Source organism: Bacteroidota bacterium, from assembly GCA_016706865.1.
In the GTDB taxonomy this organism is placed as follows: Bacteria; Bacteroidota; Bacteroidia; order Chitinophagales; family BACL12; genus UBA7236.
Genome location: JADJIS010000003.1, coordinates 2,022,628 through 2,048,505, shown reverse-complemented (window position 1 = coordinate 2,048,505; position 25,878 = coordinate 2,022,628). Strand labels below are relative to the sequence as shown.

The 25,878-nt window shown below is 36.3% G+C and carries 16 protein-coding genes; 13 read left to right on the top strand and 3 right to left on the bottom strand.

The features are described from left to right. Window positions 1-229: 229 nt before the first annotated feature. The 3 genes from IPI31_18075 to IPI31_18065 all read left to right on the top strand — a co-directional run bounded on the left by IPI31_18075 (window position 230) and on the right by IPI31_18065 (window position 7,266). The gene (locus tag IPI31_18075) at window positions 230-2,197 is read left to right on the top strand and encodes a DUF4394 domain-containing protein (GenBank protein MBK7569731.1); all 1,968 of its coding nucleotides are present in this window, start codon (window positions 230-232) and stop codon (window positions 2,195-2,197) included. 137 nt (window positions 2,198-2,334) lie between these two features. Continuing rightward, complete coding sequence (locus tag IPI31_18070) at window positions 2,335-4,761, top strand: DUF3536 domain-containing protein (protein MBK7569730.1); 2,427 nt, start codon at window positions 2,335-2,337, stop codon at window positions 4,759-4,761. 39 nt (window positions 4,762-4,800) lie between these two features. Continuing rightward, a complete protein-coding gene (locus IPI31_18065) occupies window positions 4,801-7,266 on the top strand; it encodes a ligase-associated DNA damage response DEXH box helicase (GenBank protein ID MBK7569729.1) in 2,466 nt (821 codons plus the stop codon). A gap of 20 nt (window positions 7,267-7,286) precedes the next feature. Here IPI31_18065 and IPI31_18060 read toward each other — a convergent pair whose 3' ends face one another. Beyond that, window positions 7,287-9,443 carry a T9SS type A sorting domain-containing protein gene (locus IPI31_18060; GenBank protein MBK7569728.1) on the bottom strand — a complete coding sequence of 719 codons (2,157 nt, stop codon included), beginning with the start codon at window positions 9,441-9,443 and terminating at the stop codon, window positions 7,287-7,289. Between the two features lie 207 nt (window positions 9,444-9,650). Between IPI31_18060 and IPI31_18055 the strand changes: the two genes are divergently transcribed. Together IPI31_18055 and pdeM are read left to right on the top strand one after the other, a co-directional pair. Then, complete coding sequence (locus tag IPI31_18055; GenBank protein ID MBK7569727.1) at window positions 9,651-12,515, top strand: T9SS type A sorting domain-containing protein; 2,865 nt, start codon at window positions 9,651-9,653, stop codon at window positions 12,513-12,515. 197 nt (window positions 12,516-12,712) lie between these two features. Next, complete coding sequence (pdeM, locus tag IPI31_18050) at window positions 12,713-13,357, top strand: ligase-associated DNA damage response endonuclease PdeM (GenBank protein ID MBK7569726.1); 645 nt, start codon at window positions 12,713-12,715, stop codon at window positions 13,355-13,357. A gap of 6 nt (window positions 13,358-13,363) precedes the next feature. Here pdeM and IPI31_18045 read toward each other — a convergent pair whose 3' ends face one another. Then, complete coding sequence (locus IPI31_18045) at window positions 13,364-13,930, bottom strand: YqgE/AlgH family protein (protein MBK7569725.1); 567 nt, start codon at window positions 13,928-13,930, stop codon at window positions 13,364-13,366. A gap of 188 nt (window positions 13,931-14,118) precedes the next feature. Here IPI31_18045 and IPI31_18040 point away from each other — a divergent pair, with 188 nt between their 5' ends. The 8 genes from IPI31_18040 (at window position 14,119) to IPI31_18005 (ending at window position 25,384) form a co-directional block, all read left to right on the top strand. Continuing rightward, window positions 14,119-16,392 carry a T9SS type A sorting domain-containing protein gene (locus IPI31_18040; GenBank protein MBK7569724.1) on the top strand — a complete coding sequence of 758 codons (2,274 nt, stop codon included), beginning with the start codon at window positions 14,119-14,121 and terminating at the stop codon, window positions 16,390-16,392. A gap of 238 nt (window positions 16,393-16,630) precedes the next feature. After that, entirely contained in the window at window positions 16,631-17,614 is a 984-nt protein-coding gene (locus IPI31_18035; GenBank protein MBK7569723.1) for a hypothetical protein, read from the top strand. 3 nt (window positions 17,615-17,617) lie between these two features. Next, window positions 17,618-18,166, top strand: a complete 549-nt coding sequence (locus IPI31_18030; GenBank protein ID MBK7569722.1) for a hypothetical protein — start codon at window positions 17,618-17,620, stop codon at window positions 18,164-18,166. A gap of 857 nt (window positions 18,167-19,023) precedes the next feature. Continuing rightward, on the top strand, window positions 19,024-20,217 hold the full coding sequence (locus IPI31_18025) for a hypothetical protein (GenBank protein ID MBK7569721.1): 1,194 nt from the start codon (window positions 19,024-19,026) through the stop codon (window positions 20,215-20,217). Beyond that, window positions 20,217-21,650: a thiol oxidoreductase gene (locus tag IPI31_18020; protein ID MBK7569720.1), complete on the top strand. Its 1,434-nt coding sequence runs from the start codon at window positions 20,217-20,219 to the stop codon at window positions 21,648-21,650. Before IPI31_18025 ends, IPI31_18020 begins: the two co-directional genes overlap by 1 nt. A 63-nt stretch (window positions 21,651-21,713) precedes the next feature. Continuing rightward, the gene (locus IPI31_18015; protein ID MBK7569719.1) at window positions 21,714-22,454 is read left to right on the top strand and encodes a M15 family metallopeptidase; all 741 of its coding nucleotides are present in this window, start codon (window positions 21,714-21,716) and stop codon (window positions 22,452-22,454) included. 142 nt (window positions 22,455-22,596) lie between these two features. Then, window positions 22,597-22,968 (top strand): RNA-binding protein, encoded by a 372-nt coding sequence (locus tag IPI31_18010; GenBank protein MBK7569718.1) that lies wholly within the window; start codon window positions 22,597-22,599, stop codon window positions 22,966-22,968. Window positions 22,969-23,161: 193 nt separating this feature from the next. Continuing rightward, the gene (locus IPI31_18005; GenBank protein MBK7569717.1) at window positions 23,162-25,384 is read left to right on the top strand and encodes a CotH kinase family protein; all 2,223 of its coding nucleotides are present in this window, start codon (window positions 23,162-23,164) and stop codon (window positions 25,382-25,384) included. A gap of 6 nt (window positions 25,385-25,390) precedes the next feature. Here the strand turns inward: IPI31_18005 and IPI31_18000 are convergent, their stop codons facing one another. Then, complete coding sequence (locus IPI31_18000) at window positions 25,391-25,861, bottom strand: DinB family protein (protein MBK7569716.1); 471 nt, start codon at window positions 25,859-25,861, stop codon at window positions 25,391-25,393. Between the last annotated feature and the right edge of the window lie 17 nt (window positions 25,862-25,878).

Genomic DNA, 25,878 nt, shown 5'->3' with positions numbered 1-25,878 from the left:
AATTACATCATTCCAATAATTTTTAAGGCAGTTTTTTTACTGAAAATAAATCTAAACAAACTACTATGTCGTATATGGGCTAAAATCTATTATTAAAATGAAGAATATGCCATGAAATAATTCCAAAACCTTTTAATCGCTTTATTAATCCGATAAAAGTATATAATAAACTTTTAAAACGACCACAGCAAATTAAATTTTTATTAACTCACTTTTAAATTAAAATGTTATGTTACAAAAAACTTTACTTCACAAATTAAGTAACTTGGTCGGCAGAAAATTTACTGCGATCTGCCTCTTTGCTGTAGGCTCCTTTTTTTCCATTAATGCACAGGCTCAAACAATTTATGCCTTAAGCAGCGGAAATCTTTATTCTTTTGACGCAGGAACACCCGCAATTACCTCTTTTGTGGGAACAATTTCCGGAATAACCGCTGGTCAGGGAATTGAAGGATTGGATTTCAGACCTTCAACTGGTCAGTTATATGCTTTGGGATACGACAGAAATGCGCAAACAGCTCAGATCTATACTGTAAACCTAATGACGGCTGTTGCAACTCCTGTAAATATTACACCAATTTCCCTCGTTTTAGGGCCCGTAGGTGTTTCTCGTTTGGAAGTTACTTTTGATTTTAATCCTACTGTCGACAGAATTCGTGTAATGAGTAACCGCGATTATAATTATAGATTAAATCCAAATAATGGTTTAATTAGTTTTACAGATCTTACGGTTAATTACGCTGGTGCCGATGTAAATGTTGGTACAAATCCTTATGTTGCAACCGGAGCTTATACAAATAGTTATATTGGTTCAACATCAACAATTTTATATGATATTGATGCCCAATTAAAAGTATTGGCAAAACAAGATCCACCAAATAATGGAACTTTAAACACAATTGGAAGTTTAGGTGGCGGAGTAAATAAAAATCTTTCTGCCATTGATATGGATATTTATTACGATGTTGCAACTCAAACAAATATTGCCTATGTAACAGGAAATTCTAATTTCGGATCTGATTTTCTTGCAACAATAAATTTAACAACAGGAGATGGTACACTGAGCGCTGCAAGTGTAGGTGGTTTATTTATTGATGATATTGCTTGTTATATCGACAGAACAGTTCCAGAACTTACAGGAAATTTGGTATATGCTTTAAATTCCACTAATTTTTTATTAGGAATGGATGCAAATAATACTTCCATTATCAGAACAAGTGTTCCTGTTACCGGTATAACTTTAAATCAGGTTATTGTTGGTATGGATTTTCGTCCTGTAACCGGCGATCTTTATGCATTGGGATATAATTCAGCTACCAACGAATCACAATTATATACTGTAAATACATCAACAGGTATAGCAACAGCAGTAAATGTTACACCAACAATTTTAATGCTTGGTGGAAATAATGTTGCTGTTGATTTTAATCCTTTCGTGGATAAAATTCGTGTTGTAAGTGCAAATAATGCAAACTACAGATTAAATGTTGATGGAACTTTATTCTTTACCGATCTTAATTTAAATTATGGAGTTGTTGATATTAATTTCGGAGCCGATCCAATGATTGGTGCATGTGCTTATACAAATAGTTATGCAGGTACTCCAAGTACATCATTATATAATTACGATCAGGCGTTAAATATTATTACAAATCAAAATCCGCCGAATGATGGTGTATTAATAACCATTGGTTCTTCAGGGATCATGCAAAATTTAACTGATCCTACAACCGATATGGATATTTATTACAATGGTGTTTCTAATGAAGCATATCTGAGCGCAAATACAGGTGTATCCACTTTTGATAATTTATATATGGTTGATATCATGAGCGGAACAGCAACCAACCTCGGTAAAATAGGAAATGGTATTGCCGTTAAAAATATCGCAGTTCCATTAATGGGTGATATGAGAATTTTTGGCGGAGTGATAAATACTGCCGGTAAATTAAAAGTAGATATTTTCCCTAATCCGGTTCACGATCTTTTAACAGTGCAGTTCCATCTGAAGGAAGCATCTGTTGCCAATGTAAAAGTGTTCAATTTATTTGGTGGCGATACCGGAATTGGCTTTGCTCAATTGGTTAATGCAAATGGTTCGGTTACTTTGGATGTTAGTGCTTTAGTACCAGGATCATATGTTATAAAAGTTCAGGCTGACAGTAAAACTTCTTCTCAATCATTTGTTAAGTTCTAAATGGTGTTGACAAGTAATTTTTAGTGGTTTAGTTAAACAAATATGCGGGATCTCGTCTTGAAAAAAGGCGGGATCCCTTTTTTTGTTCTGATCAATATCAACCTTTCATTAATAAATTCCCCCTATTTTTGCATTCAGTGAAAAAATATATCTGCATACACGGCCATTTTTATCAGCCACCAAGAGAAAATGCCTGGCTTGAGGCAATAGAGAAACAAGAATCCGCATCACCTTATCACGATTGGAACGAACGAATTTCCGCGGAATGTTACGGCCCGAATGGAGCTTCCCGAATGCTTAATGAGGAACAAAAGATCATCAATATTGTAAATAATTATACCAATATCAGTTACAATTTTGGACCTACTTTATTGTCGTGGCTCGAAAAACATGACCCTGATGCATACCATAATATTATTATCGCCGATGTGTTAAGCCGACAAAAACATAATGGACATGGAAATGCAATTGCGCAGGTTTATAATCATATAATAATGCCCCTTGCTTCTACACGGGATAAGGAAACTCAAATTTTATGGGGGATCAGCGACTTTACAAAAAGATTTCAGCGTGCCCCCGAGGGAATGTGGCTTGCAGAAACTGCTGTAGATACCGAAACACTCGAATTACTGGCGCAAAATAATATCCGTTTTACTATTCTTGCTCCTCGTCAGGCCAAAGCTTTTAGAAATAGTAATGAACTGGTTTGGAATGAAATTACCAATACAGACACCTTTGATACGGGTGTTCCTTATTTATATAAATTACCGTCCGGACGAACCATCAATTTATTTTTTTATAATGGAAAAATTTCCAGAGATGTTGCCTTTAATGGATTGTTGAATTCGGGAAAATTATTTTCTGATTCTTTGTTGAATGCGATCGATCACAGTAAATCGGAACCTCATTTAATTCATATCGCAACGGATGGTGAATCATATGGCCATCATCATTACCGCGGTGATATGGCTTTAGCTGCGTGTATTTACAATCTTCAACATACAGAAGATGTTGTGATCACAAATTACGGCGAATTTCTGGACCTTTTCCCACCTCAACAGGAAATTCAAATAGTTGAAAACAGCAGTTGGAGTTGCGTTCACGGGGTGGAGAGATGGAGAACTAATTGCGGATGTACCGATGGCGGTCACCCGGAATATCATCAAAAATGGAGAGCACCTTTGCGCAATGCATTAAATTGGTTAAAAGATCAGGTGGATATAATATTCGAAAAGGAAGTTTCTTTTATTACTCCAAATCCCTGGCAGCTGCGCAATAAATATATTGAACTTGTTCTCAACAGAAATGAAAATGTAATAGAACCCTTTTTTGAAAAATATTGTGTTATAAAAGTATCTGAGGAACAAAAAGTTAAATTAGTTCGCTTGTTGGAAATGCAGCGACATGCTATGTTGATGTTCACAAGTTGCGGTTGGTTTTTTGATGAAATAAGCAGAATTGAAACAAAACAAATTTTGCAATACGCCGATCGTGTTATTCAGATCGCCGAACATGAAACTTCCATCAGATTATATGAAGATTTTCTGCAATTGCTATCGCTAGCTCCCACTAATCTCGAGATTTATAAAAATGCAGGCGAATTATACGAACAGGAGATAAGGACCGGCAGACTTACGCTAACTAAAGTAGGAATGCATCACGCAATAGAAAGTTTATTTGAAGATATTCCGGACAATGCGGAAATGTTCAACTACAAAATGAGCAGTGAATTTTTCGAAAAGATCGGGGCTGGAAACCATATTGTCACCGTAGGAAAAATAAATCTCACCTCAAAATTTACTTTTGCAAAAGAAAACTTTTTTTTCGCTGCACTTTACCTCGGTGAACATAATATAATTGGCGGATATGCCGAAAATATGGATGCAGAACTTTTTGAGGAAATGTTTTTGAAGATAAGAGATGCGTTTCGGAAAAGTGATCTCAGTACAGTAATTACCTTAATAAAAGAAAATTTTGGGAATCATTCATTTTCTTTCAACGATCTTTTTAAGGATGAACAGGAAAGGATAGTAAATGTTTTATTGCAAAAAGATATTGAAGCTGCGGAGGAGAGTTACAAAAAAATATACGAGAGCACTTATACGCTCGTAAATATGTTGCAACAACAGAAAAAACATATTCCTGATCTTTTGAAAGTAAATACACGGGCATTTATTAATTCTGAACTAAAAAATATTTTCAAAGCAGACAGGCCTAATATTTTTAAACTGGAACAGATGGTGGATGAAGCCATTCGTTGGAAGGTGGACCTCGATACCGAAAATATTTCTTTTGCGGTTTCTAATAAATTGTATGAACTAGTGAGCGGACTCAGTTTTAAAGTGCATGACATTATTTACCTGGAGATGCTCAGCAAGATATTAATAGAAATGAATGAACTGAAACTCAAATTCCGTTTGTGGAAGATACAAAATAAATTTTTTAGGGTTGGGAAGGATTTTATTGGGAATGAAAAATTCATAAAATCTCTTGGTGAACCGGAATACAAAAAATGGTTGTTGAAATTCAAAGCACTCGGAGAACAACTCAATATCCGATTCTGATTTATTTCTTACCTTTCAATAATTAAAGGAGGATTTCCTGTGGCGACTTATTTTGAAATTGTGGATCAATGGTATGCTAACAAAAAGTGGCAGGAATACGACTTTCAAAAACATATTGCGCAGGCATATCATGAAGGTTTTAACGGATTATTGAATGCACCTACCGGAAGTGGAAAAACCTATGCAATGTTTATTCCGATTCTTGCTGAGGCACTGGAAAAACAAAATACATCTTCCCTTCAAAATAAAAAAATACCATCATCACTCAAAGTTTTATGGATTTCACCTTTGCGAGCACTTGCAAAGGACATCAGAAATGCATTGCAAAACGCCTGCGATCAGATGGAATTAAATTGGCGTGTGGAATTGCGTACAGGAGATGTATCTTCTAAAACAAAACAAACACAAAAAAAGCAGATGCCGGAAGTGCTTATCATAACTCCGGAAAGTTTACACGTTTTATTATGCGGAAATAATTATCAGCAGCTTTTTATTGATCTCGAATGTGTGGTTGTTGACGAATGGCACGAATTACTCGGAAGTAAACGTGGTGTACAGGTTGAACTTGCAATATCGCGATTAAAAGCAATTGTTGCCGACCAAAACCGTTCCTTGCGCACCTGGGCAATCAGTGCTACTATCGGAAATTTAGTGCAGGCAATGGAAGTTTTATTGGGAAAAAAGGATGCGGAATTAAATTCTATTATTATCCGATCTGAAAATAAAAAAGAAATTGCGGTGCATACAGTTTTGCCGGATGTAATTGATGTGCTTCCCTGGTCCGGACATATCGGTTTAAAATTATTACCTCAGATAGTACAAATAATAAATAATGCAGGCACCACTTTGGTATTTACAAATACCAGAGCAATGGCTGAAATCTGGTATCACCATATTTTAAATTATGATGAGGAATTAGCAGGATTAATAGCCATGCATCATGGAAGCCTTTCAACCGAAGTGCGCGAATGGGTGGAAGAAAATTTGCACTCCGGAAATTTAAAGACAGTGATCTGTACTTCAAGTCTTGATCTTGGTGTGGATTTTCGTCCTGTTGATACCGTAATTCAAATCGGTTCACCAAAAGGAGTAGCGCGATTCACACAAAGAGCCGGTAGGAGCGGACATCAGCCGGGTGCTATTTCCAAAATATTTTTTATTCCTACCAACGCTTTGGAATTGGTGGAAATATCTGCAATAAAACAAGCGATCAGCGAAAATGTTGTGGAGAAAAGAGAACCTGCCATTATGTGTTTTGATGTACTCATACAATATATGGTCTCCCTTTCCATCGGCGGCGGATTTAATGCAGAAGAATTATATAAAGAAGTGAAATCAACACACGCTTATCATTTAATGAATGCAGACGAATGGAGTTGGTTGATAAAAAGTATTACCCAAGGTGGAAATACTTTGCAGGCATATGATGAATTTATTAAAGTGGCAAAAGTTGATGATAAATATCGCATCGTTAATAAAAATGCAGCACTCAAACACAGATTGCAAATAGGAACTATTGTGAGTGATCCTGTAGTTCGTGTTGCTTATTTAAAAGGAGGATCATTAGGAACAATTGAAGAATATTTTATCGCTTCCTTAAAACCCGGAGATGTTTTTTGGTTTGCCGGACAATGCGTTGAATTTTTAATGTTAAAGGATATGACCGCTTTCGTTCGAAAGGTAAAAGAACAAAAAGCAGCCACCGCATCCTACATGGGAGGAAGAATGCCGCTTTCTGGATACATGGCAGAATTAATGCGCATTCAATTAGGTAAAGCATCTGATCATAAAATGGATAATGTGGAATTTAATATGTTGTTTCCTTTATTATCACTGCAGGAATATAGATCTGCAATTCCACATACCGGACAATTATTAGTTGAAATTACAGAAAGTGACGAAGGCTACCATATATTTATTTTTCCTTTTGAAGGCAGAGTAGTGCATGAGGTAATGGCAGGACTTACTGCCTTTCGTTTGAGCAGAATAAAACCCATGAGTATTTCTGTTGCAATGAATGATTATGGATTTGAATTATTGTGCAACGAAAAAATTCCCATTGATATAAATATTATTCGCAAATTATTCGATCTTAAGGAAATGGAATCCGATCTTTTTAATTCGGTAAATGCCACAGAAATGGCGCGACGAAAATTCCGTGATATTTCAATTATCTCCGGAATGGTATTTCAGGGATATCCGGGTGAGTTAAAACGAACAAGACATTTACAATCCTCCGCCCAATTAATTTTTGATGTACTTCGCGAATACGAACCCGATAATTTGTTGCTTAAACAAGCCTACGACGAAATTCTCTACGACCAAATGGAAAATGCACGACTTCGAACCGCTTTTCTGCGAATTCAAAAAGGGGAGATACTGATAAGATATACACAAAAATTTTCTCCTTTTGCATTCCCAATAGTTGTGGATAGTTTGAGAGATAAATTAACTTCCGAAAAATTAAGTGACAGGATAAAAAAAATGGTAGTGGAAAATCAATGATTTTGAAGATGACAAAAACATTAATCCTTAATAAAACTGATACCAGCCTCGCCATCGGCAGAAATAAATTTCAATAAATAAACCCCACTGCTATATTGCAATAAATTGATCTCCGTGTTTGTAGAAAATAATGCTTTTGTATAAATAATTTGCCCTGTAGAATTTAACACCTGAATTGTAATTTCTTCCGCACCTGTATATTCAATATGCAAAACATTTTCGGCGGGATTGGGATATATTTTAACCTCGTTTAATATAAAATTATTTACCGACAAAAATTCATCAACCATTTGATCACAATCATCATCCAAACCATTTAATACTTCTTCTGCACCGGGATAAATAGTTGGATCTAAGTCATTGCAATCTGTGTTATCAGGTATATACCCTATAATTGTTGAACACCAAATAGAATCTGTGTTTACATCGCCATAATTATCACCGTCCTGGTCAATATAATAGGTTGTAAAAACTAAATCCTCGTCAATAATTAAATTACAATTTTCATCTATTAGGTTACATATTTCCGGAGCGCCTGGGTTGATTAAATTATTTGTATCGTTACAATCTGTTGCATCAAATACATATCCGGTTAACTCAAAACAGGTAAAAGTATCTATTAAAACATTGCCATATCCATCGGCATCAGCATCCAAATACCAGGTTAAAAAAACTGCATCTTCATCTGTTAAACCATTGCAATTATCATCTAAATTATTACATACATCCAATGCAAAGGGGTGAATTTCGGCAACAGAATCATTACAATCCGTCATATCTAAAACATAACCTGCCGTGTCAAAACAACTGTATATCATGGCCGTTATATCTCCATATCCATCTGCATCAAGATCGGAATAATACGGTATGTGGTTACATGGTTTTTCCAGTTTTACGACCCAAAAATCAAGATTTAACCCGACACCATGATGTTCCGTTACATCACCATCGGTTGATAAAGCATAACCGGCAATAACAATTCCGCTATCCAAAGATTCTATAATAGAGTATGCTCCATCAGCGCCATTTCCACCAAGAGATTTTTGCCACTGTATACTTCCAATGGTATCCAGTTTTACGATCCAAAAATCAGCATAAGAAATCCCTCCGTGATGCCCGGTAACATCACCATCATTAGAAACTGAACCTCCTGCTAAAATAAATCCTTTATCAATTGTTTGACAAATTGAAAAAGCGCCATCATCTCTAGTACCTCCATAACATTTCTGCCATAACAAATTACCCATGGAATCTAATTTCATTAACCAATAATCACTATAGCCAACGCCATGATGGCCTGTAACATCACCATCATTAGAATTTGTAAACCCAGCACTTACAACAAAACTGCCATCTGCAGTTTCAAGTATAGCTTGTGCAGCATCAGTTTGGGTGCCCCCAAAAATTTTCTCCCATTCAGTCTCGCCTTCAGAACTTAACTTAACAATGTAGTAATCCCAATCATCGCCATTTTGACGATCACCTGCTACAATATAGCCTCCATCAGCAGTTTGTTTAACTGCATTGGCAACATCATCTTCAAAAGTGCCAAAACACCTTTGCCATAATAAACTTCCCTCAGAATCCAACTTAACTACCCACCAATCAGTAGTTCCTGTTCCATGATTATCTGAGACTTCGCCATCGTTAGAATAGGTAAAACCGGCAAAAATATAACCCCCGTCAGATGTTTGTTGTATTTCATTTGCATATTCTGTACTAGATCCACCATAGGATTTTTGCCACTCAATTGCCCCCACTGCATTAATTTTTACAACCCAGCAATCTGTGAATCCATGATTCAGAGTTATATCACCATCTATTGATCCTGTGTGACCTGCGACAATAAATCCATTGTCACTTGTTTCCGATATTGAAAACGCTTCCTCCCACCCCGATCCACCGTAACTTTTCTGCCAATCAATATTTCCGATAGCATTCAATTTTACAACCCAATAATCAGCAGCACCTCCATGAAAACCCGTCACATCTCCATCAATGGATGATGTATATCCTGCAACTATGAAGCCGCTGTCGGGAGTTTGTTGTATAGAGTAAGCATTGTCATAATTTGAACCACCTAAACATTTTTGCCATGTTATACCAGGTGCTTGCGCAGCAATGTTACACCAAGTAAACATACATAATAAAACAATTAAAGGATACAACTTCGGCATAGATAAGTAGTAAAAAACCAAATTTACTGATATTTACACAAATTTCCCACAAAACAAGTACAAATTCAGGTTTAGTAATTAATTAACACTATGAATTTGGTAATTTCAATTAATGTTCTCAACTTACCCTTCAATTTAAACAGATTTATTGAAATTAATTCCTTTACCATTTAATTTTCTACACTTTTACATTTAAATTCTTCGACCATGAAAAAAAATTACTTACCACACTTTTCTAATCAACGATTTAATATAAGACATTTATTAACTGCACTTTTATTTATTTCAACTCTTATTGGACTGTCAATCAGGATGTCGTCAGCTAATAATCGCTTAAAGGTTTTTATATGCAATTCGGAAAGCCCATCACACTTTTTTATGCCGGACTCTACTTTCGACTCCACAATTAACACTGAAAACTACTCCTATGGAGATACAATGGAATTTTATTTGGATGGCCCTGATACCATCTATATGTTATATGTTGATACAACTACCGCCGATTCCATTTCCAGTTTAGAACGTGCTTTTACTTCTGATGATATCGTAATTAGCCTCACCGATGTTGTATTGCCCGTGCAAGAAGGTCTGTTTGGGTTTAATACACAGGATATTTTTCGACTTACCCATTATGATCCTGCAGACAATGTTATTTATAGTGCATTAGGATTAGATAATCCAAAAGAGTTGATGGTTTCCTTGGCTCCGAAAAATTTGCGATATCCTAGTGGTTCTTCCAGTAAATTCCGTCATGCGTTAGGTTCCTGGAATTCTTCCGATCCTAATAATCCTTTCCATGATCAAAAAAACGGAGGTTATGGGATTAATATTGAAGAAATGATTCCTTATTATGATATTACAAACCCATTTGTTCCATATCCTGGATTTTTGATTGTTTATAATGATTTTATTGAAGACTCAGAGCATGATATTGATGGTAATTGGCTTATTGATGATGTAAAAGCAAGTTTTGAAGACTTCTTTGGAGAATGGCTTGAACAACCACATTATGATCCCGGTATGTATTTGGGTATTTGGGAGGAACCACTTTATATTAACGAATTTATTGGAATGGTTAAAGCAATTGAAGATGAAAACCCCGGTTTTACGGTTGATGTTATTTATACCTTGGATATACTCAGTGAACCTGCAGCAGAGTGTAAATTAATAATTGAGTATTTGCGTAATGAATCGTTGAATCATCAACTTGATGTAAATGTTGTGGGGGTAGAACTCGGCAACGAATGTTACAATAATTTTTTTGAATTTACTATGGGCTTTAAGTTATATGATGATTATACTGCCTTTGAACATTATTGGGCTTATATTAATGGTGCTGATGATTATAATACTTTTTTTGGCATTACAGGTGATTTTGATCTTAGTGCAGTTTTACCTCCCTCAATGATGGGTTTGGATGCGTATGGAATGAATAAACATAATTATATCGCTGCATTTAAAACCGATCCTGAATTTGATGATATTAAAATAGGTTTACCTGCAGAAAATCCTTCTTATGAACCAACTGAGGATAAAGGTCCATTTATTGTAGAAGAGGATGAAGACCAAGCTGTTTTTACCGGGCCACCAAGTTACTGCCACTCCTGGAATGAATGTCTTTATTATCGATACAGCGAAACAATTGGCGGTAAATTTAAATTTGATGCAGTTATTCCCCATATTTATTTTACAGCTGAAAATGACGGAGATTCTTTCGAAAATACAAACTGGGGCGAAATACCAATAGGGCTTGGTCCAAATTGTCTGGATGAAAATTTATCCTTGTCAGGTCATCAGGATTTTATTATCCCAACATATAATTTTTTAGGATCTGATCCACGTTTATCTTGTGCTTTTGATGGTATTGTTTCCGCAAGCGGATATCCATACGCAGGTTCCGGTTCATTTAGGGAGTTTGTTGCAACTCGTGAAAAAATAGGATTTATGGATCTTAACAGTGAATTGCATTTTGACCACCCAAGTAATAAAGAATGTTGGCCTACCGAATGGAATTTAAAAACTAACGGAGGTTATCCTGCAACTGATTTAGATGGAGGTGCAAAAGTGCTTCGCCGTGATGTTTATGCAAACAGATTTGTGCATTCTTACTTATTACAAGAGGAATTATTAAATTTTATTAAATTCAACAATAATGCAGCTTTCAGAGTTGGGTTTATGCCTTATGCAAATGTTCAAAATTACCTGGGCGGAAGTTCAATATCTTTAATAAGTAGAGCAAATAAACAAGATAAAGTTGAATTAGGAGTTGGAACCTGCGGTGACGACCTTTTTGATCCATATGTAGCACGTACAACATATTATTCGTTGCGGTTGTTGAATAAAATTGCACTCGAGAAACTAAACTATTTAAAAACAACACAGGCAATTTATTATTTAAATATAAACCGACCTCCCACAGCCTTTATCGCTGATATGCCTCCTTTAGGATTAACCCGTGATGTTTATATCTATTACACCAATATTAAGAATGTAGATCAAACCTATGTGATCAGACCCGGTAGTTTGGCAGGTGCATATTTAACTGGAACGCATGCTGAAATACATTGCGTTGATGGACTTCAATTATATTCCGGTTCAGGCAAGGGTGCTGTTTATGATATTAATGATGCTTATGATGATTGTAATCCGTCAGGCTACCCGAATCAATTTGAAATTCAAGGAGAACGACCACCTTACATTGATTACTCCGAATGTCCTGAACCATTACCCGCAGGTGCAATGTGTGTTACAGTCCCTGCTTTTTCCTGTGGTTATTTTGTATTTTCATATAATCCTTATCTGCGACTGGAGCAAGGTGATAATATGTATGAAATGTATCCAAATCCGGCAAATACCTCTTTCTCTATTAAAAAAGTTTATGCTATGCAAGTAGAGGAAAATCAAACTTTGGAAGTAAACATTCGCAACATGACAGGCGCAATTATTAATACCGTAAATGTTTTGCAGAATCAGCAAATCGATATTTCTAAATTACCCGTTGGTGTTTACTTGGTGGAAATAAAAAGTGAAGGGCATGTCACAGGAACGGAGCAATTGGTGAAGATGAAATAAATTTCAAAAACTTTATAGGAAATAATAACTCCCACTTGTTTTCGTGGGATTTATTATTTATATAATAGTGAGGTCACATATGCCATTAGTTTTTCTTTGTAATAAAGATTATATTTTGTTATTAAAATTAAAAAACTAATTGCAAAACTGATTTATTAATGGGTACAAATACATTTATTCTATGCTATAATTAACAAATGCAACTAAATCTCCACAACCAAACTTTTCTTCTTTCCGAACATAAAGCACTTTTCTGGCTCGAACAAAAAATGCTGATCATAGCAGATGCACATTTTTCAAAAGAAACGCATTTTCGGAAAAACGGAGTTGCAATTCCCGCAGGAATATTACAAAATGACCTTCGTCGCATGGAAACTATGATAGATACCTTTGATCCTGATCAAATACTTTTTCTCGGCGATATGTTTCACAGCGAGGAAAATGATGGATTAAATGAATTTTTAAATTGGAGAAAAACTTTTTCCTCCCTCAAAATAACATTAGTAATTGGCAATCATGATATTTTGATAAATGAATGGTACACGCATGCAAAAATCGATTGCATAAAATCTTTTTTACAAATTGAAAATATTATTTTAAGTCACGATAAAATGATAATGAAGGATGAAAACACATTCAATTTATATGGCCATATTCATCCCGGAATTTTATTGCGCGGAAAAGCAAAACAATCACTGCGTTTACCCTGTTTTTGGTTTTCAAAAAATTATGGAGCGCTGCCCGCCTTCGGAAGATTCACAGGCTCGGTATCTGTAAGGCCAAATAAAGAGGATCAGGTTTTTGTAATAGGAGATGGAAAAGTTTTTGATCTTCAACAGTAAAAAAGCCTAATTCAAAATAGGATCCTCGGGATAATTCGTGATCTGTTTGTATTCACCGCCGAGATCATTCAAAACTTTTTTCCACAATTCTTTATTTTCAATATCAAAAATATATTGACTTTTTGCAGGAGTAACTATCCAACTGTTATCTTCCATTTCTCCCTGCAACTGTCCGGGGCTCCATCCACTATATCCCAAAAAGAATTTGATATTTTTTTGATCTATCGAACCTGCCTTTAACATATTGCCCACCTGCTCAAAATTGCCTCCCCAATAAATATCATCAATAATATGCAAACTATCCTCAATCAGGTCGCCATATCGATGTAAATAATGCAGTGTATCCTGAGCCACCGGTCCGCCATAAAAAAGTTCGTTTTTAACCTCATCAAAGTCGACCAATGCATCACACACCTTTATATTGAGCGTTTTATTCAGTATAAATCCAACAGTTCCGCCTTCCTCAGCGTGTTCACATAACATGATGACCGTGCGTTTGAAGTTCGGGTCAAGCATAAATGGTTCACTCAGTAATAAACTTCCGGTTGTTGGGGTTACTTTATTTTTGATCATAGTTAAATTATTGGAGGAGAAATAATTTTTTCAAATATCCGCATATCTGTCAAGTAAACAAATTATTTTGTTAAAAATATTGCCAAAGCTATTAAATGCCTTTAAACAGAATTGACATTTTGTTAATATTAAGAAGTAATGAAATGTTCTTAAATTTGACGACATTTTAAAAGCAAATAAAGAACAACATGAAAAAATTATTACTTGTTATAACTATTTCTTTTTTAGGTAGTTGCCTACACGCTCAATTGAATATTGCAGCCATCGGCAGCCCTGAAACAATTGATTTTACAGGATTTGCCGGGGCAGGATTTCAACCCGGAGGTGGCGTGGGAATGCTCAATTCGGATACCTGGAGTGCAATTGGCTTCAGCGATGGAGATGTAGCATTTGGCGGAACAGCTGTTTCTGGGGATTTTGCCAGAGGTTCAACTATGGGTCTTGTTATTACCGGTGGTGTTTATGCCGTTGATATTACAGGAAATCAGGGTTTGATGGTGCAACCGGTTGATGGTGACTTTACCCCGGGAAGTTTCATTCTCAAATTGCAAAATAATACCGGGGAAGCCATTGGTTCCTTCGACCTAGCCTATACCATTTATGTTTTAAATGATGCTGGCAGGTCAAATAGCTTTAATTTGGGATATTCCTACGATAATGTTACCTGGTATAACGTTCCGGATGCGGACTATACCTCCCCTGAGGCTGGCGACTTTACACCTTATATGACAAATATTACCACTTCCATTTCAGCGCTTTCCATTGCTGATGGATCACTATTTTATCTTAGTTGGACCGGAAATGACGTAAGCGGCGCAGGAACAAGAGATGAATTTGCGCTTGATGATATTGTTATAAATGCCGGACCCTTTGTTCCACTGCCTACCTATACCTTTGATGTTACTGAGGTTACTGTAAATGAAGGCGACCTGGAAGGTTCTTTTGATGTGAGTTTATCGGAAAGTGCGGATTGCACAATTAATTTCGGATATGGTGCCGCTGCAACTGCAACTCCAGGTTTTGATTATGGACTTATGGGATTTACACTTGACTTCACCGCAGGTGGACCAACCACTCAAACTGTTATTTACGGATTGGTGGATGATGTTACTGCTGAAGGAACGGAAACAGGAATAATTTTACTTGCGAGCGGTGTTGGTTGTTCAGCAGGTGCCGATACTGTGTTTACTATTACTATTGAGGATAATGAATTAGTTACTCCACCAATTGCATCTTACACCACAATCGGAGCAACAGAAGATGAATCTGTTGGAACGGTTACAGGAACAATTGAATTAACCGAGTCTGCTGATTGTGAAATACAAATGTATTTGGATGGTGCAACAACTATGACCGCAGGTTCTGATTATGTTTTTAGTTTACCGGTAAATTATACTTTCACTGCAGGTGGTGCAACATCACAAAGTTTTGATATATCTATTAATGATGATGTGGAAATTGAATCCACCGAAATGTTGCTCATGAATTTAACTGTAATTTCCGGAACATGTGTAATTGGCGCTATTGCAGATTTTGAAATAAATATTAACGATAACGACGCAACACCTCCAACCTATACCGTTTATGATATTGCAGAAGTAACAACTGAAGACGTAGATGGCAACGCAGTTTCCGACGGCGAATTAGTTGACCTTACCGGCATTGTTTACGGAGTAAATCTTTGGGATGGTGGATTACAATTTACTTTAATTGATAACACCGGAGGAATTTCCGTATTTAGTTTTGATAACGATTTTGGATACACTGTAGTTGAAGGAGATGAAGTAAATATTTTAGGTGCAATAAATCAATTTAATGGATTAACAGAAGTGGATGCGGATACTTTGATTTTTATTGATGGTGGAAATGCTTTAAAGGTGCCAACATTTGTTACAGATTTGAATGAAACTACCGAATCGGATCTAGTTGAATTGGGATTGGATGGTTACTATCTTGCAGACGAAGCTCAATGGTTAGGAGACGGCACTTCTTTTAATGTTGAAATAACAAATGGTACCAACACATTTATTATTCGTATTGATGATAACACTGAATTATCCACTTCAACTCTTTTGGATATTAATTATCTTGGAATGTTCAGTGATTTATTTCAGGTAAAAGGGATTGGTTCCCAATTTGATACAGATGCTCCATATTCTAGTGGTTATCAATTAATGCCGAGATATATTTCTGATTTTGAAATTTTTTACGAATCTATCGCTCAACTCGATCCATCCCAAATAAATATCTACCCAAATCCAGCAATTAACAGTATCACACTTTCCGGAAAAGAAAACATCCTTTCTCTGGAAATAATCGATAACATGGGTCGCACAATAGAAATTATAGAAATAAACAATTTCGAAAAAACAATTTCTGTTCTCGATCTTCCTGCAGGATTTTACGGCTTAAAGATCAAAACAGAAACCGGAATTTATGCATCCGGATTTATTAAACAATAAACTCAAAACAACCTTTGTGCCTTTGCGGCTTTGCGAGACATATTTTTTTTCACGCAAAGCCGCAAAGGCGCAAAGAAAAAATGATTTTTTTTTGCATTATTCAATTATCATTATTTATTTACATAACACAAACTTCGCGCAACCTTCGCGCCCTTCGCGTCTTCGCGGCAAAAAAACATCATACAAAAACATCATATAAACTATCTTAAAATGTATTGACAAACCTCTCCTCAAATCAATGTCAAAAATATCCGCCTACACCAAAGCCTTTTTCAACCACGAAAACTATCACGGATGGTTTAAGAAAAAGACTTTTTTTGAAGGATGGTATTATAAAATTGTAGATAAAACAGAAAAATACGCATTTGCCATCATCCCCGGAATTGCAATGGATGCGCAGGGAAACAAACAATCGTTTATTCAGGTGTTGGATGGAAAAAATCTAAGCGCCGAATATTTTAAATTCGATGCATTGGATTTCAGGCCCAATGCAAATAAATTCAAAATTAAGATCCTCGAAAATAGTTTTTCCTCCAAAAGATTAAAACTCGATCTCCCTAAATTAAAAGGTTTATTGCATTTTGATGAGCAATTTTTATGGCCCAAAAAACTCACCGCTCCCGGAATTATGGGATGGTACAGTTTTGTTCCATTTATGGAATGTTACCATCAGGTAATAAGCATGGATTTTAATATCACAGGAAAATTAAATATCAATAAACAGGAAATTGATTTTACCGGTGGAAGAGGTTATATAGAAAAAGATTGGGGTCGTTCATTTCCCTCCAGTTGGATCTGGATGCAAAGCAATCATTTTTCAAAACAACAAACATCCTTTAAATTCTCCGTAGCTAAAATTCCCTTTTTAACCGGCGCCTTTGTCGGATTTATTTGTGCATTTTTAATTGATGGAAAGTTGATAAAATTTGCAACCTATACGGGCGCCAAATTAAAAAAGATACAATTCGATGATAAGAATATTAACATCATACTAGAAGATAAAAAATATCTTCTAACCATCAACGCCGATAGGGCAGAAGGAGCCGAACTGGCTTCACCCGTTTTAGGATTTATGGAAGGCAGAGTTAAGGAGAGTATGAATGCACTTATTCACATCACCTTACTCGAAAAAGCAACGAATACAATTATTTTTAACGATGCCGGCAGAAATGGCGGACTCGAAATTGCTGGAAATACAAAAGAATTACTCAACTTTGATTGATATATGCGTTACCTGATACTTCTCTTACTTTTTATCCCCTATAAAATTTTCGCTCAAGACAGTACCACTTACAGCGAATTCAGATTTACCATCATCGATAATATCTCAAAAAAAGATCTCACCAGTGATGTTTTGGGCGCAAGAATAAGCGATGTGTTTTTTACCGACAGCACCCAAAAAGATCTCGATTATGTTTTTACAAAATTGGAATATTCCAAAAAAGACAGTTGCTGGATATTAAGTCAGACTCAACCGCTGGGTTATAATTACAAAATAGAAATTTTTCGACTCTCCGATACCGTAAATCAAAAATTATTAGACCTTCGGAAAATGGTTTTGATCTACAATGGATACAATATCAAGAACAATTCCGGATGCCAATATTGTTTATGCAACGAAATTCCTTTTACCTCAGGCACATATATAATTGATATTCCAAGAAAGGTGGAATCATGGTTTTATATCCGATCCGTTTCCATCAACATTAAAAATATTCCCGTCGACTTCAGAGATATTACTGGAATTCAAAACTGGTTCTTTAGAAAGGAGTGAGCACAAGGTATAGGGGAAGGACATAAGACATAAGACATAGGACATATGACATAAGACATAGGACAGACGCCAGTCCCGTAGGGACGACCCATCTTGTAACAACGGACTTCAGTCCGTGAGTCCTCCTGTAACCGGAGGGACTAAAGTCCCTCCTTACAAAACCTATCGATCCTTCGGATCTTAAGTTTCCAGTTGAGCACAAACGCCAGTCCCGCAGGGACGACCCATCTTGTAACCACGGACTTCAGTCCGTGAGTCCACAGCAGCGAAGACCCATCTTGTGACCAGAGGGACTAAAGGCCCTCTTTACAAAATCTGTCGATCCTTCGGATCTAAAGTTTCAGGTTGTGTAAACACGCCAGTCCCGAAGGGACGACCCATCTTGTAACCACGGACTTCAGTCCGTGAGTCCTCCTGTAACCGGAGGGACTAAAGTCCCTCCTTACAAAACCTATCTATCCTTCGGATTTGAAGTTTCAGGTTTTGCACACACGCCAGTCCCGCAGGGACGACCCATCTTGTAACCACGGACTTCAGTCCGTGCGTATCAGACCGCCCATCTGTAACCGGAGGGACTTAAGTCCCTCCTTACAAAATGTATCGATCCTTCGGATCTGTACTTTTATTAGTGATGATACTCTCAGTGCGCCACGGCGGACGACCCATCTTGTAACCACCTACTTCAGTCCGTGCGTAAGTATCCACCAAAATTTCGCCAGAAATTTAAACTCCTCCCTCCTTTCTCCTCTCTCCTCCCTCCTCTCTCCTCCCTCCTCCTCTTATACCTACAAAGAGGTATTGAATTCCAAACGATTTTGTAGTTACTTTTGCACCTTATTTAGAATGATTTTAAACTAATGGGGTTAAAGGGTGGGGTTTTGAAGGTATTTACCGATGTTGCTGTAATTTGGTGCATCGTTTGTGGCATATTTCTAAGTACCTGTAAATCAAGCCCTAACACTCAAAATGACCCGCAAAAACAGGTTATTTCAGGGTATTGTGATATTGTATTCTCCACCTATTCCGATGCCCTGGCGACTGCCTCTGAAATGCAGTCGTCCATAAATACCTTTCTTGCCCAGCCAACGGAAGAAAATCTCAAACTTGCTAAAAGCAGCTGGAAAACTGCTCGTGAATTTTACGGCAAATCGGAAGTGTTTCGGTTTTATGATGGTCCTATCGATAATGGTTCAACCGGAGTAGAAGGTTTATTAAACGCCTGGCCATTGGATGAGATATATGTTGATTATGTGGTTGGAAATGAAAATGCAGGTATCATAAATAATATTGCAGAATATCCTACAATAACAAAAGAATTGCTGATTTCGATGAATGAAAATGGCGGGGAGGAAAATATCAGTTCCGGTTTTCATGCAATTGAGTTTTTGTTATGGGGACAAGATCTTGATTCTTCAGGTCCCGGTGCAAGACCTTATACTGATTATTTAGCCGAAACAAAAAATGCCGAAAGGCGAAAAATATATCTGAGTACCGCAGTTGAATTACTCATTGAAAATCTTGGTTATTTGAAATCAGAATGGGAGCCGGGAAAAGATAATTATCGCAGCGAATTTATTAATTCAGATCATAATATCGCACTCCAAAAAATTATTACCGGAATAGCAGTTTTAAGTAAAGTGGAAATGGCCGGAGAAAGAATGTTCACAGCTTATGATAATGCCGATCAGGAAGATGAACAAAGTTGTTTCAGCGATAATACAAAAGCGGATCTGATATTTAATCTCGGTGGAATTATTAATATATTTTATGGTACTTATTTGAGAAGTGATAAAACAACATTAGAGGTTGCGGGAATTGATGAAATAATAAAATCAAAAAATATGGATCTGTATAATGAAACAGATTCACTTTTAAAAAGTGCTATGAACGATCTTATGCAAATGCATTATCCCTTCGACCGCGCTATTGTATTAGAGGATAAAAGACCTCAGGTGATGAAAGCAGTTTTATCCATGCAAAAATTAGGTGATCAGTTTGCAAAGGTTGCAACGGAACTCGGTTTAACTATAAATGTAAATGCAGCTGACTAATGATAAAAATTTCTGCAAAATATAAAAACTCTTTTATTGCAGTATCACTGATAGCGGTATTTATTTTATTATTTAGTTTTGCTTCGTATCAAAAAAAAGATACATTATCAACCTCATTAATTAATAATGAAAAAATATTATCCGGCGGAGAAACCACCGTATTCGATCAAAGTGTAAATGCATTTGCTTTGCCGGCTCCCGGACTTTCGTCACAAGATGAATTATTATTTTTTGTAGGCAATAGTTTTTTTAATCAGAATTGGGTGCAGGCTCCTTCGAGCACAACCGCACGTGATGGACTCGGTCCATATTTTAATGCGAAGTCATGTTCCGGTTGTCATTTTAAAGATGGCAGAGGACAACCTCCAACTATTGCCGGACAATTATCACAAGGATTTATAATTCGACTTAGCATACCCGGCAAAGGCCCTCACGGAGAACCTTTAGACGATCCTAATTATGGCGGACAATTTCAGGAGCATGCCATTGACGGATTAAAAAAGGAAGGTGATTATACTTTAAACTGGGAGGAAATAAGTGGTATTTATCCTGACGGTAATTCCTTTGTTTTGAGAAAACCAATAATAAATTTCGGTGAATTAAATTATGGTGAGATGCAACAGGGTATCATGTATTCTCCACGAGTTGCTCCACAAATGATAGGATTGGGATTGTTGGAAGCCATTGAAGAAAAAACCATACTTTCTTTTGCAGATGTTAATGATAAAAATGGAGATGGCATTTCCGGAAAACCAAATTACGTTTGGAATGCTATTGAGCAAAAAGAGCAATTGGGTAAATTCGGATGGAAGGCAAATCAGCCAACAATTTTACAACAGATCTCCGGCGCATTCAGTGGCGATATGGGAATAAGCACTGATCATTTTCCAGAACAAAATATTGCATCTTCCCAAAATAAATATCGCGATTATGCAACTGGCGGTGAACCTGAAATAGAAAAAGATGATCTCCATAAATTACATTTATATTCTTCTACACTTGCAGTTCCGGCCAGAAGAAATGTGGAAGATAAAGATGTAATAAAAGGCGAAAAAATATTTGCTGAAATAGGATGTGATAATTGTCATATTCAAAAGATTCAAACCGGCGTGCATGCTGAATTTAGTATTTTATCCAATCAAAACATTACACCCTATACCGATCTTTTGTTGCATGATATGGGAGAAGGATTAGCTGATGGTCGACCGGATTTTGAAGCAACAGGGCAGGAGTGGAGAACACCACCACTTTGGGGAATAGGTTTATTTCAAACAGTAAATAAACATACCTTTTATTTACACGACGGACGCGCAAGAAATTTGTCAGAAGCAATTTTATGGCATGGCGGAGAAGCAGAAAAATCGAAAAATGAATTCATGCAACTCTCTCAAAAACAACGGGATCAATTGATCGTATTTTTGGAATCCCTTTGATAGGCAGTTGGTTAAAACAATAAAATCTTCCTATATTCGTTCCTCCAAATAGTAGGGAACTAAATGCAAGCTATATTTTTATTAATTTTTAGTAATTTACTCATTCAGATAAATGCTGATGAAATAGCAATATCGAGTACTCCTGTAATTAAAGATGAATATATTACAGCTGAATTTCTTACCGGAAAAAATAATTATTATACAGATACCAATTTTATTGAGATTCCTGAGCACATGGCATATCGCAAACAAATGTTCCTGTTGAAGGAAACTTATTCTGCATATAATAAAATGTATCTCGCCGCAAAAAAAGATGGCATTAATTTAAAGATAATCTCCGCTTCCAGAACTTTTGTAGAACAATCGTGGATTTGGGAAGATAAATGGAAAACCAATAAGTCAAAATTTGCAACTGACAATGCTCTGTCGAGTTATATCATGCAATACAGCGCTATGCCCGGAACAAGCAGGCATCATTGGGGAACCGAAGTAGATCTCAACAGCACTTCTGCTTCCTACTTTGCCTCCGGCACCGGTTTAAAGGTGTATAATTGGCTTGTACAAAATGCCGCTACCTACGGATTTTGCCAGTCGTATAACGCAAAGGGAACTGAACGCGATACGGGTTATAATGAGGAGATGTGGCACTGGTCTTACTTTTCGCTGGCCAATCGTTTTTTAGAAGGGTATAAAAAAAAGGTGGACTATACCCATATTACCGGATTTTCGGGTGATTTTACAGCAAAATCGCTGGAAGTCATCAACAATTATGTTTTGGCGATCAGCAATAATTGCAGCAATTAATTTTTTTTTCGAATGATATTATTTTGTATCTTTGATATCAGGTTCTGTTAGTTCGTTCATTTCGGATGGTTATTTTTAGCTCACCGTAGTTTGGATTTATTCATTAGAACCTATTATCTTTATTTTAATAAACTAAAAAAAAATGAACATTTACGTTTCAGGTTTGAGTTTTAAACTCAACGACGCCGATCTAAGGCAATTATTTGAAGCATACGGTGAGGTATCTTCAGCTAAAATTATTATGGACAAATTTACAGGTCGCAGCCGTGGTTTCGGCTTTGTCGAGATGAACGACGAAGAAGGACAAAAGGCTATTGATGCCTTAAACGAAACCGAAGTTGACGGTAAAGTTGTTGGCGTTTCTGTTGCGAGACCTCGCGAAGAAAGACCTCGCGGTGGCGGCGGTGGCGGCAATTTCAATCGCGGCGGTGGCGGCGGTGGATTCAATAAAAGCCGTAACAACGATCGCGATGGCGGTGGTTATGGTGGAAAGAAAAATTTCAACCGTTGGTAATAAAAATAATTTTATAAAAGAAGATCCGGTTCCTAAGACCGGATTTTTTTTTGTGGTTTAGCCTGGGAAAAAATGTTTTTCATTACTGCTTAATGTTTTTTCAACTGATCGAGAGATATTACCAAATTCTCTGCCTCAATTTTTTATATGATTTAGGATATGCTTAATATTGTGTTAACATTCAACACAATTCATGAGAAATATCCTTTTTTCAATTGCAGCAGTTTTGAGTCTGCAAATTTCTGCCCAATCTTTTAATGCTATAGTTAATACAGAAATTCCCGACGATGGTACTGATATTTCTTTCGATATAGAAGTAACAGGTTTACCTGATGTGATCGACACCCTCTTTGGTTTGGAAACGGTTTGTTTAAATTTAGACCATACCTGGGACTCCGATCTGGAAGTTAAATTAATTGCTCCCGATGGCACAACCTTTTTATTATTTTCCGGTATTGGTGGCGATGGAGATAATTTTAATTTTACCTGTTTAAATAAATATGCCGATAATAATATTACCTCCGGCGTGGCTCCTTATTCCGGAGAATATATTCCGATGGGTGATATGGGACTTGTAAACAACGGACAAAACCCAAATGGAACCTGGAAACTCCATATTTATGATACTTATGCTTTCGCAGATATAGGATTTATTTATTCATGGAATATCACTTTCGGTGATGAACCGGCGAAACCATTTAATTTTAGTTCGAGTAATTTACCTATTGTAATTATTGATACTGATGGCGAACCTATTTATAACGAACCTAAAACTCCCGGTCAAATTTATATTATTGATAATGGTATTGGTTTGTTAAATCATCCTAATGATACTGTATTTGCATATGAAGGTAAAATTCTCACCGAATTGCAAGGGTTTACCGGTCCCTATTATCCAAAAAAGAATTATGATTTTGATCTGCTTAATGAGGCTGGATTTGAAATTGATACAACATTATTAAACCTTCCTGCTGAAAACGATTTTATTTTAAAAGCGGAGTATCTCGATTATAGTTTAATGAAAAATGCGCTCTCCTATGAAATGAGTCGCCGCATGGGTCAATATGCACCGCGCACAAAATTTTGTGAATTGATGGTAAACGGAGAATATATGGGAGTATATTCTTTAACCGAAAAAATAAAACGCGATGAGGACAGAGTTGACATTGATAAATTAGATCCCGAAGATATTGCAGGTGATGCATTAACAGGAGGGTATATTATCGAAATAAATGAGAATGGAAATCCAAACGATTGGAATAGTTTATTTGAAGCAATAAATGTAGGTACCTCCGGTTTACCCGTTGCATATAAAATGGTATATCCTCAAATTGATTCTATTCAACCCGAACAATTAGATTATATTCATAATTATGTAGATAGTTTTGAAATTGTTTTGGATGGCCCCGATTTTTTAGATCCTGAAAATGGTTATAGAAAATATATTGGCGTTAAGTCATTTATCAATTTTATGTTGGTAAATGAATTCAGTGCAAATTATGATAGTTATGGAAGAAGTACGTTTTTATATAAGGAAAATATTTCCGATGGAGGTCAATTAAAAATTGGACCACCATGGGATTACGACCGGGCGTATGCACCATGGACCGTGAATGGTTGGGTTTGGGAGATAACGCATCCTGCATGGCCCTTTCCATTTTGGTGGAGTAAATTCAGAGAAGATCCGGAATGGGTTGATGAAGTGTATTGCAGATATACTTCGTTGCGTGAGGATATTTTAAGTGATGAATCCTTTCAAACATTTATCGATTCTATTCAAATATTGTTGCAGGAACCTGCTGCACGCAATTTTTCAAAATGGACCGAATTAGGAGTTACGGATTATAATTATTTCGTGGATGAACTTTCCAATTTTATGGTTGACCGTCTCGCATGGATGGATAATGCGCTCGACCCTGATCATGTGGAACCGCCTGATGCAAATTATTCGGTAACAAATATATCTTTTTTAACGTATGCATTTGATCCTGTAACTGAAGGCGCAACTTATTTATGGGATTTTGGTGATGGTACAAATTCAACAGAAGAAAATCCCGAACATACTTATGCTGGTCCCAATTCGTATTTAGTGAGTTTAATTGTTGATCAATATTATGGTTGTACTGCTATTAATAGTTCTATGTTGGATATTCAGATCGGTATTGAAGAAACTTCGCAAAACGACTTTATATTATTTCCCAATCCATTTAGTAACCAGTTGATCATTAAATTAAATGAATCTATTGGTGATGGCGAAGTAAGTCTTATAAATAATTTAGGAGAGATGATATTAAAACAAAAATATCGCAGTGGAAATGAAATAGTTTTAATTACAAATTTAATTCCGACAGGTACTTATATTTTGAAAATTGATAATGGGGATAAACAATATTTTGAAACTGTGGTAAAAAAATAATTTGTATCAAACGGGTCGGTATTTTGTTCCAATATAATCCACAAAATCCGGAACCAGTCCTTGTTGTCTTATTAGCATTTGCATCTGCGCGCGGTGATGAATACTGTGATAATTTAACTGCAATGGAATATCTTTTAATTGCGCAGTATAGGGTGCATTGCCAATTCCCATCCAAATAACTTCCTGTAACAATTCTGCTTCCGATTTTTTATCGAGGAACCAAATCCAGGCATCTAAACTTTTATCCCATTCCTCTGCAAGATCTTCCATTGCATAAACCGGCTCCCACCAGTCCAGTTTCGAAATTTCAGGATAAATTTTAATTCTATCCAACCATTTATACTGACAATTGATAAGATGACTGAATAATTTGATGCATTCCATCTTATCAGGGAGTTCAGCTATTTTATTTAATACCAGTTTATTGGCGAAATCGTTGTATTCGAAGGTTTCTACAAGATAATTTTTGAGTTGCATGGCAGTCACAATTTTAT

Bases quoted from the DNA above. Each gene is read 5' to 3' on its own strand.
- IPI31_18040 (MBK7569724.1), top strand. From the start codon at position 14,119: ATGAAAAAATTATTACTTGTTATAACTATTTCTTTTTTAGGTAGTTGC.
- IPI31_18015 (MBK7569719.1), top strand. From the start codon at position 21,714: ATGCAAGCTATATTTTTATTAATTTTTAGTAATTTACTCATTCAGATA.
- IPI31_18005 (MBK7569717.1), top strand. From the start codon at position 23,162: ATGAGAAATATCCTTTTTTCAATTGCAGCAGTTTTGAGTCTGCAAATT.
- IPI31_18060 (MBK7569728.1), bottom strand. From the start codon at position 9,443: ATGCCGAAGTTGTATCCTTTAATTGTTTTATTATGTATGTTTACTTGG.
- IPI31_18035 (MBK7569723.1), top strand. From the start codon at position 16,631: ATGTCAAAAATATCCGCCTACACCAAAGCCTTTTTCAACCACGAAAAC.
- IPI31_18020 (MBK7569720.1), top strand. From the start codon at position 20,217: ATGATAAAAATTTCTGCAAAATATAAAAACTCTTTTATTGCAGTATCA.
- IPI31_18010 (MBK7569718.1), top strand. From the start codon at position 22,597: ATGAACATTTACGTTTCAGGTTTGAGTTTTAAACTCAACGACGCCGAT.
- IPI31_18025 (MBK7569721.1), top strand. From the start codon at position 19,024: ATGGGGTTAAAGGGTGGGGTTTTGAAGGTATTTACCGATGTTGCTGTA.
- IPI31_18045 (MBK7569725.1), bottom strand. From the start codon at position 13,930: ATGATCAAAAATAAAGTAACCCCAACAACCGGAAGTTTATTACTGAGT.
- IPI31_18000 (MBK7569716.1), bottom strand. From the start codon at position 25,861: ATGCAACTCAAAAATTATCTTGTAGAAACCTTCGAATACAACGATTTC.
- IPI31_18075 (MBK7569731.1), top strand. From the start codon at position 230: ATGTTACAAAAAACTTTACTTCACAAATTAAGTAACTTGGTCGGCAGA.
- IPI31_18030 (MBK7569722.1), top strand. From the start codon at position 17,618: ATGCGTTACCTGATACTTCTCTTACTTTTTATCCCCTATAAAATTTTC.
- IPI31_18055 (MBK7569727.1), top strand. From the start codon at position 9,651: ATGAAAAAAAATTACTTACCACACTTTTCTAATCAACGATTTAATATA.
- pdeM (MBK7569726.1), top strand. From the start codon at position 12,713: ATGCAACTAAATCTCCACAACCAAACTTTTCTTCTTTCCGAACATAAA.